Here is a 4,838-nt window from a genome sequence, read left to right as displayed (position 1 = left end):
GTGAATCCCAAAATAGTCGTAATATCTTCGATAAATCCCATATCAATCATCTGGTCGGCTTCATCCAAAACGACGGTTTGTATTTGAGCCGTATCAAAGGCCTCCATCTGAAGGAGTTTAAGGACGCGCCCCGGAGTTCCGACAATGATGTGTGCTCCGTGTTTGAGTGAATGGAGCTGTCCTCGCATAGGGACACCGCCGCAGAGGGTAAGGATCTTGATATTACCGATTTCAGAGGCGAGTGAGCGGAGTACTTTAGCTACTTGTTCCGCCAATTCACGAGTAGGGCAGAGGATAAGGGATTGGATACCGAATGATTTGGGATTAATCGGGTTCAAGATTCCCAACCCAAATGCCAATGTTTTTCCGCTACCCGTAGCGGCTTGTGCAATACAATCTTTTTTGTCTAAAATAATTGGAAGAGCAGTCGATTGGATAGAGGTCATGGTGGTAAATTCAAGACGTTTTAATGCCTCTTTTAGAGGTGGACGTAAGGGTAATGTATCGAATGAGGACATTGTGTCGCTTTGTATATAGATAAGGGATTATAGCATAGATGGAGGAAACCCCCTAGAAAAGGGGATTTGAGAGGAGTTGTTTATACGGCTTTGATCGTAACGCCGTATTTTTCTTCAGCCACATTACGTGCTTGAAGTGCATACGATGCAATCTCGTTAAAGTTGAGATATTTATAGACTTGATCTGCTTTTCCTGCCAATTTTTCAGGAACGATGCTCATGTACTCGGCTACGGTCGGGATACGTCCGAGTTTAGCACATACAGAAGCGAGTTCCGCAGAACCGAGATAGACTTGTGTCCCTTTACCTAAACGGTTATCGAAGTTACGAGTCGAGGTTGAGAATACGGTTGAACCCTCACGTGAACTCGCTTGGTTCCCCATACAGAGTGAACATCCCGGAACTTCGGTTGTAGCGGCAATCGCTTTATACACGTCGTAGTACCCCTCGTTGATGAGTTGTTGCTCATCCATACGGGTCGGTGGAACGATCCAGAATTTCTCAACCGCGATTTTACCTTCGCCGCGCATTACTTCACCTGCCGCACGGTAATGTCCGATGTTGGTCATACAGCTGCCTAAGAATACTTCGTTGATTTCAGTACCCGCAACTTCGCTGAGCAATTTAACATTATCCGGATCGTTCGGGCACGCTAAGATCGGCTCTTTAACGTCGTTAAGGTCGATTTCGATGATTGCTGCGTATTCCGCATCGGCATCTGGTTCCATCAACGTTGGAGCGGCTAACCACTCTTTCATTTTATCGGCACGGCGCTGTAATGTACGAGCATCTTCGTATCCGTCAGCCACCATCGCTTCGATCAACGTAACGTTTGATTTTAGGTACTCGATGACCGGCTCTTTGTTAAGGCGAACGGTACACGCTGCCGCTGAACGCTCAGCCGATGCATCGGAAAGTTCGAACGCTTGTTCTACTTTCATATTTGGAAGACCTTCGATCTCCAATACACGTCCGTTGAAGATGTTTTTCTTACCCTTTTTCTCAACGGTCAAAAGACCTTGTTTGATTGCGTAGTAAGGGATTGCGTTAACAAGGTCACGCAATGTGATACCCGGTTGCATCTCCCCTTTGAAGCGTACCAAAACCGATTCCGGCATCTCAAGCGGCATAGCACCCGTAACACCTGCGAACGCTACGAGACCTGAACCTGCAGGGAAACTCACACCGATCGGGAAACGGGTATGGCTATCACCACCTGTTCCGACGGTATCAGGAAGAACCATACGGTTCAACCATGAGTGGATAACACCGTCCGCCGGACGAAGAGCGACACCGCTGCGTGAGCTGATGAATGCCGGCAGGGTTGCGTGCAATTTCACGTCGGACGGTTTCGGGTATGCCGCTGTATGACAGAACGACTGAAGAACGAAATCTGCCGAGAACCCGAGAGCAGAGAGCTCTTTGATCTCATCACGGGTCATCGGTCCTGTGGTATCTTGGCTTCCTACGGTGCTTGTGATAGGCTCACAATACATTCCCGGGCGAACACCTTCCATACCACATGCTTTACCCACCATTTTTTGAGCAAGGGTATACCCTTTGCCCGTATCGGCAGGTTGGATAGGGGTTGCGAAAATCGTTGCCGGAGGCATACCGAGTGCCGTACGCGCTTTTGCCGTCAAACCGCGACCGATGATAAGAGGGATACGTCCACCGGCACGTACTTCGTCTTCGATCGTGTTCGGGCGAAGGCTGAAGTTAGCGATGACTGCACCGTTTTTAGTGATGGTTCCCGCTTTGGTATCGATATCGAGTACATCGCCTGTTTCCATTTGAGACACATCGGCTTCGATAGGGAGTGCACCTGAGTCTTCACACGTTGCGAAGAAGATCGGAGCGATGATGCTACCGATAACAACCCCACCCGTACGTTTGTTCGGGATACCCGGAATATCATCACCCATGTGCCATTGAACCGAGTTCGCCGCTGATTTACGGCTAGAACCTGTTCCGACAACGTCACCGACGTAAGCGATTTGCATCCCTTTTTGTTTCAATTCAGCGATTTTAGCGATACCTTCAGGCATTTTAGCCGAAAGCATGGTTGTTGCATGAAGTGGGATATCGGAACGGGTAAATGCCGCACTCGCAGGGGAGAGGTCATCGGTATTGGTTTCACCCGGGAATTTGAAAACAACAACACTGAATCGTTCCGCCAATGTTTTTTTACTGGTGAACCACTCTGCGTCTGCCCATGATTGGAGAACTTCGGCAGCATAGGTATTCGTTTTTGAAAGTTCAACGATATCATTGAATGCATCATAAACCAAAAGGGTATGTTTAAGCTCATGTGCCGCTTCTTTGGCAATAGCATTGTTGCTGAGGGCATCGATAAGAGGTTTAACATTGTAACCCCCTACCATTTTACCGAGGATTTTAATTGCCGCTTTTTTGTGATCATCACTGTTGATGTCGCTGTTGTCTGCCAAGAATGCTTTGACTTCTCCTTGGACGACTTGATGTAAAAATGCCGCTTTTACATGGGCACCATCATCAACACCCGGATTGACACGCTCTGCTAACATCTCAACCAATTCACCGTTTTTAGAGGTTTCTGCAGTGATAAGTTCAACAAGAGAGGTAACTTGCTCTTTAGTAAGTGGGAATGGGGGGATTCCCTGCGCTGCGCGTTCCGCTACGTGTGCTTTGTATTCGTCCATAAAAGCCATAGTGACTCCTGTGCATGTTAATTTTGAATGATTATATCAGAAGAAAAAATCAGATTTCTCAATGTGTTACCTATCTACTCATTTGTTTTGTCTAATCGGAATAAATATGTGTAATTACGTAACATTATCGGAAATCACCATAGATTATATTTTTTGTCAATAATAGTAGAGAGGAAAAAAAGTTACAGATTGGTGTTAAAAGAGGGGTTCTCCGATTAGGAGAATCAAAAAGGATCGTTAACGATTATGTCGCGATTCCCTTTGGAATTAGGAGAAGAGAGGATACCGTTGTTTTCCAGCTGTTCAATCAGACGGGCAGAACGGTTATACCCGATTTGAAGACGACGCTGCAGATAGCTGATAGAGGTTTTTTGCTCGGTAAGGATGATGTTCTTAGCCTCTTCATAAAGCTCATCGCTCTCTTCGTCATTTCCATTATTTCCATTGGATGTAACCGTCTCTTCTTTATCTCGTAAAAATTTGCGGTCGTATTCGGGTTCACGTTGAGCTTTAAGAAAATCGACTACTTTTTCAATCTCGACTTCAGTACTCCACGGAGCATGGAGTCGTACAAGACCGCTCATACCCGGAGGGGTAAAGAGCATATCACCGCGCCCGAGAAGCGATTCGGCACCCATGCCGTCAAGAATGATCTTACTGTCGATTTTTTGTCCCACTTTGTAGCTGATACGAGAGGGTAAATTGGCTTTGATAAGTCCCGTTACGACGTCGACACTCGGGCGCTGGGTTGCCACGATCAAGTGGATACCGCTGGCACGTGCCATCTGAGCAAGACGGGCGATGGAGTATTCGACATCTTTGCCGCTTGTCATCATCAGATCGGCTAATTCGTCAATAATGACAACGATATAAGGGAGCGGGTCTAGTTTTTCCGTTTTCGCTTTTTCATTGTAATTTTCAATGTTTTTAGTACGGGTTTCGCTCATCAGTTGATAACGGCGCTCCATCTCGTACACCATATTATTAAGGGCTGAAATCGCCTCTTTCGGTTTGGTAATAACCGGTGTAAGAAGATGGGGAATATCATTATAGATAGAAAACTCTAACATTTTCGGATCGATCATCAAGAGTTTGAGCTGATCGGGCGAGTTTTTGTATAAGAGGCTCAAAATCATAGAGTTGATACCGACACTCTTACCGCTTCCCGTCGTACCTGCGATGAGAAGATGAGGAAGTTTTTTCAAATCGGTAATAAACGGTTTTCCGACGATGTCTTTTCCCAATATAAGAGTGAGAGGAGAGGCCGCCTCTTGGAAAAGCTTGCTCTCCAGCATCTCACGCAGATAGATCGTTTCTACGCTTTTGTTGGGGATCTCAATCCCTACGACATCTTTGCCGGGGATCGGAGCCTGAATACGGATCGTTTGGGCTTTCAGTGCCATAGCGAGGTCATCTTGAAGCCCTAAAATTTTGGAGACTTTGATGTTGGCGGCGGGTTTGAACTCAAACGTCGATACGACAGGGCCGGCGTAGGTACGTACCACATCCCCTTCGATATTGAAATGTTTCAGTTTTTCGATCAAATCTCTTATTTTGTCATCGAGTTCCGCTTCATCCACCAAGGTTTGTTTTTTGGGAGGCATTTGAAAAAACTCAACCAACGGAAGTT

Annotated in this window: 3 protein-coding genes; all 3 read right to left on the bottom strand. The window is 46.4% G+C overall.

What is annotated here, in order from left to right; all coding sequences use genetic code 11:
- Nucleotides 1-518: DEAD/DEAH box helicase (locus A2517_RS07215; RefSeq protein ID WP_294895570.1), on the bottom strand; the 518-nt coding region annotated here is incomplete at its 3' end.
- Between the two features lie 80 nt (nt 519-598).
- Nucleotides 599-3,208, bottom strand: a complete 2,610-nt coding sequence (acnB, locus tag A2517_RS07210) for a bifunctional aconitate hydratase 2/2-methylisocitrate dehydratase (protein WP_294895569.1) — start codon at nt 3,206-3,208, stop codon at nt 599-601.
- A 224-nt stretch (nt 3,209-3,432) separates the two neighbouring features.
- Nucleotides 3,433-4,838 (bottom strand): DNA translocase FtsK (locus A2517_RS07205; protein ID WP_294895568.1); only part of this gene is annotated, 1,406 nt, incomplete at its 5' end.

The sequence above is a fragment of the Sulfuricurvum sp. RIFOXYD12_FULL_44_77 genome, assembly GCF_001830725.1.
GTDB lineage: Bacteria > Campylobacterota > Campylobacteria > Campylobacterales > Sulfurimonadaceae > Sulfuricurvum > Sulfuricurvum kujiense_A.
Note: the sequence above shows the minus strand (reverse complement) of the source record. Positions and strands in the feature narration are given on the sequence as shown.

Bases quoted from the DNA above. Each gene is read 5' to 3' on its own strand.
- acnB (WP_294895569.1), bottom strand. From the start codon at position 3,208: ATGGCTTTTATGGACGAATACAAAGCACACGTAGCGGAACGCGCAGCG.